Origin of the sequence: Nocardia sp. NPDC050710 (assembly GCF_040654375.1) — a bacterium.
In the GTDB taxonomy this organism is placed as follows: Bacteria; Actinomycetota; Actinomycetes; order Mycobacteriales; family Mycobacteriaceae; genus Nocardia.
In genome coordinates, this window is sequence record NZ_JBFAHV010000060.1 from 1 (window position 1) to 4,196 (window position 4,196).

The window sequence follows — 4,196 nt, forward strand, 5'->3', positions numbered from 1 at the left end:
CATCGAGCAAACACCGGCTGTAGCGGTGGAGCCGGTACCAGTGGTCAAGACCGTCCTGGCTGGTGGAGTGCTGCCGTGGGTGGTCTCGGCGCGTACTGACGAGGCCCTTGCCGAGCAGGCCAGGCGTTTGGCATCGCATGTCGCCGACCATGACCAGGACCCGATTGATGTCGGCTTCTCGCTCGTGACTTCGAGAGTGTTGTTCGACCACCGTGCCGTGGTGTTGTCGCCCGAGCGCGACGGCCTGCGGGCCGGTACGCAAGCGTTGGGGCGTGCCGAAACGATTCCGGGTGTGGTGTCCGGTCGCGTGGTGTCGGGTTCGACGGGTGTGGTGTTTTCCGGTCAGGGTGCGCAGTGGGCGGGTATGGCCACCGAGCTGCGTGCGGCGTATCCGGTGTTCGCCGGGGCTTTCGACGGGATTGTCGCTGAGTTGGATCCGTTGTTGGGACAACCGGTTTCGTTGAGTGTGGCGTTGGCGTCCGAGGATCTGGTTGATCGGACGGTGTTCGCGCAGGCGGGTTTGTTCGCGTTCGAGGTGGCGTTGTTCCGGCTGCTCGAGTCGTGGGGTGTTCGCCCGGATGTGGTGGCCGGTCACTCGATCGGGGAAGTGGCTGCCGCGCATGTGGCGGGTGTGTTGTCGTTGGCGGATGCGTGTGTGTTGGTGGCTGCGCGTGGTCGGTTGATGCAGGCACTGCCCGCTGGTGGGGCGATGGTCGCGGTCGGTGCTTCAGAAACCGATGTGTCGCCGCTGCTGCTGGATGGCGTGTCGATCGCGGCGGTGAATGGTCCGTCGTCGGTGGTGTTGTCCGGTGTTGAGGACGCGGTCTCGGCTGTTGTCGAGGCGTGTACCGGGCGTGGTTGGCGGACACACAGGTTGCGTGTTTCGCATGGGTTCCATTCGGCGTTGATGGAGCCGATGCTGGCTGAATTCGCCTCGGCAATCGAGGGTTTGGCGTTCGCTCGTCCGAGCTTGCCGTTGGTGTCGACGGTGACCGGTGCTCGCGTCGTCGATGAGATGTCGGATCCGTCGTATTGGGTGGGTCAGGTTCGGAATACGGTGCGGTTCGCCGATGCGGTGACCGCGATGGCGGGTCTGGGAGTGACCCGGTTCGCCGAGGTCGGTCCCGATGCGGTGTTGACCCCGATGATCGACCAGACTCTCGACGGTGGGCAGGTGAGTGCGGGGGCTGCGGTCGTGGCTCCTGTTGTGGTGGCGTTGGCGCGTCGGGGTCAGGCGGATGTGTCGGCCGTGCTGGGTGGCGTGGCCGGGTTGTTCGTCTCCGGTGCCGATGTGGACTGGGCGGGTATGTATACCGGTTCCAGTGCCGAGCGAATCGACTTGCCCACCTACGCTTTCCAGCGTCGGCGTTATTGGATGGCCGAAAGGTCCACCGCCGGCGGTGATGCCCGGGCGATGGGTCTCGCCGCTACCGGACACCCCTTGGCCTCGGTGGTCGTCTCTCAACCGGACTCCGATGCGGTAACTCTCACCGGCAGACTGTCGGTGCAGACGCACCCATGGCTGGCCGATCACACGGTGATGGACACCGTACTGTTCCCCGGAACCGGTTTGGTCGAACTCGCCCTGCACGCCGGAGAACAAGTCGGCTGCTCGACCCTCGAGGAGCTGGTCCTTCAAGCCCCACTGGCACTGTCGGAGTCTGCCGGACTCGCGGTGCGTGTTGTGGTCGGTGGCGAGGACGAGACCGGCCATCGCGCGGTCCGGATCTTCTCCCGCCCCGATGATGGCATCGATTCGATGCCGTCATGGACGTTGAACGCCGAGGGTGTGCTCGCACCGAGGCTTGATAGTGCGGCTGTGGATCTGGTGCAGTGGCCGCCCGCCGGTGCGGTCGTCGTGGACATCGATGGGGTTTACGACTCCCTCGATGCACAGGGCTACCACTACGGTCCGGTGTTCCAGGCGCTGAGGTCGGTGTGGCGCGGATCGGACGGGGTGCTGTACGCCGAGGTCGAATTGCCCGACGCGGCCCGGGCCGAGGCGCAGCAGTTCGGTGTGCATCCGGCGTTGCTGGATGCGGCATTGCATGCTTTGCGTTCAGCTGATGACATGTCGGCGGATGGAGCTGGGCTGGCGTTGCCGTTCGAGTGGTCCGGTGTCACCGTGCATGCGGCTGGGGCTGATGCCTTGCGTGTCCGGCTCACTCGCGTCGGCGAGCACGCGGTAGCTCTGGATCTGGCGGATACGACGGGCACTCCGGTTGCGACGGTGCGGCAGCTGGCTACTCGGCCGATCGATCCCGCGCAGCTCACGACCGGTGCATCCGTCGTCGGTAACGCGTTGTTCCAGATCGGCTGGACACCGATCGCGGTGCGTGAAGCCGACGTCACCGCGGTGGCGTGGCCGGATCTTGGTGAGCAGGTCCCGCCGGTGGTGGTGTTGGAGTGCCCGACGGGTAATGATCCCGCCGCCGTTCACACCGCGACCCATGCTGTTCTGGAGGTTCTGCAGTCCTGGATCGCCGATCATCGGTTCGGTGAATCGGTGCTGGTGGTTCGGACCAGTGGTGCGGTGTCGGTTGCCGGGGAGGATATTACGAATCTGGCCGGTGCGGCGGTGGGTGGTCTGGTTCGTTCGGCGCAGGCGGAGAGTCCCGGTCGGATCGTGTTGATCGACACCGATTCCGAACTCACCGGGCTGCTGGCTGGGGTTGTGGCTGCTGCCGAACCTCAGGTGGCTGTGCGGAATGGACAGGTATACATTGCGCGGTTGGGCCGAGCGGCTTCGACGACGAAAACCGCTGCCGTGGAACCCTCTTTCGGTCGGGACGACACTGTTCTGATCACCGGTGCGGGTGGGTTGCTCGGTGGGCTGTTCGCCCGGCATCTGGTTGCCACGCGCGGCGTCCGGCGCTTGCTGCTGTTGAGCCGTCGCGGTGAATCTGCCCCCGGCGCCACCGAGCTGCGAGTGGAATTGCAGCATCTCGGTGCGGAGGTCGAGTTCGTCGCGTGCGATGTCGCCGATCGCGGCGCGCTCGCCGACGTGCTGGCCGATATTCCCGTCGCCCGTCCACTCACCGGTGTGTTCCACATGGCCGGGGTGCTCGATGATGGTGCTATCGCTTCGCTGACCCCGGCCCGGATGGATGCGGTGCTGGGGCCCAAGGTCGATGCTGCGCTGCATTTGCATGTACTGACCGCGGATCTGCCGTTGAAGGCGTTCGTGTTGTTCAGTTCGGTGGCGGGTGCGTTCGGCAACGCCGGCCAAGGTAACTATGCCGCGGCCAACGCGTGTCTGGATGCGCTGGCAGCGCAGCGCAGGGCCTCGGGTAATTGTGGCCAGTCGCTTGCCTGGGGTCTGTGGGACGGGGGTATGGCCGAGCAACTCAGCGACGTCGACCGTCACCGCATGTCCCGCTCCGGTGTGCTGCCGTTGTCGCGGGAGCAAGGGCTGGCATTGTTCGATGCCGCGATCGAGATGGACACCGCGGCTCCCATCCTTGCCCGTCTCGATCTGGATAACATCCGCAGCGCGGGGACTGCCGCGCCATCGCTGTTGGCTGGTCTGATTCCTGCTCGCCGCAAAGCGGCCTCGGGTGCCTTCACGGTGCTGCGTGCTCGTTTGGCGAATACTCCTGATAGTGAGCGTTTCGGTGTTCTCGTGGAGATCGTGCGTGGTCAGGTTGCGGCGATTCTGGGTCATCAGAACGCGAATGCGATTGCAGCGGGCAGGGCGTTCAACGAGCTGGGCTTCGATTCGGTCAGTGCTGTCCAGTTCCGCAACGCCCTCAAAACCGTCACGGGTCTACCGTTGCCCGCGACGTTGGTGTTCGATTACCCGACACCGCAGGCTTTGGCGAAATATCTGGCCGACGAGTTCACCGGCACCGGCCGGGACATCGAGGTCATTGCCAGCAGAGCTGTTGACGACGATCCGATCGCTGTGGTCGGAATGGCCTGCCGTTACCCCGGAGGGATCACTTCCCCCGAGGAACTCTGGGAACTGGTCCGTATCGGCGGGGATGCGGTCACGACGCTCCCGATCGACCGAGGCTGGGACATCAACGGCATCTACGATCCGGAGCCCGGCCGTGCGGGCAAGTCCTACACCCGGGAAGGCGGGTTCCTGCACACCGCTGCCGACTTCGATCCGGATTTCTTCGGGATCGGCCCCAACGAGGCAACGATGATGGATCCCCAGCAGCGGTTGCTGTTGGAGGTGTCGTGGGAGGCGT

The 4,196-nt window shown here is 65.0% G+C and carries 1 protein-coding gene; it reads left to right on the forward strand.

Annotated elements, in window-relative coordinates:
• Positions 1-40 precede the first annotated feature (40 nt).
• Positions 41-4,196: type I polyketide synthase (locus AB0H61_RS38945; protein ID WP_357313948.1), on the forward strand; the 4,156-nt coding region annotated here is incomplete at its 3' end.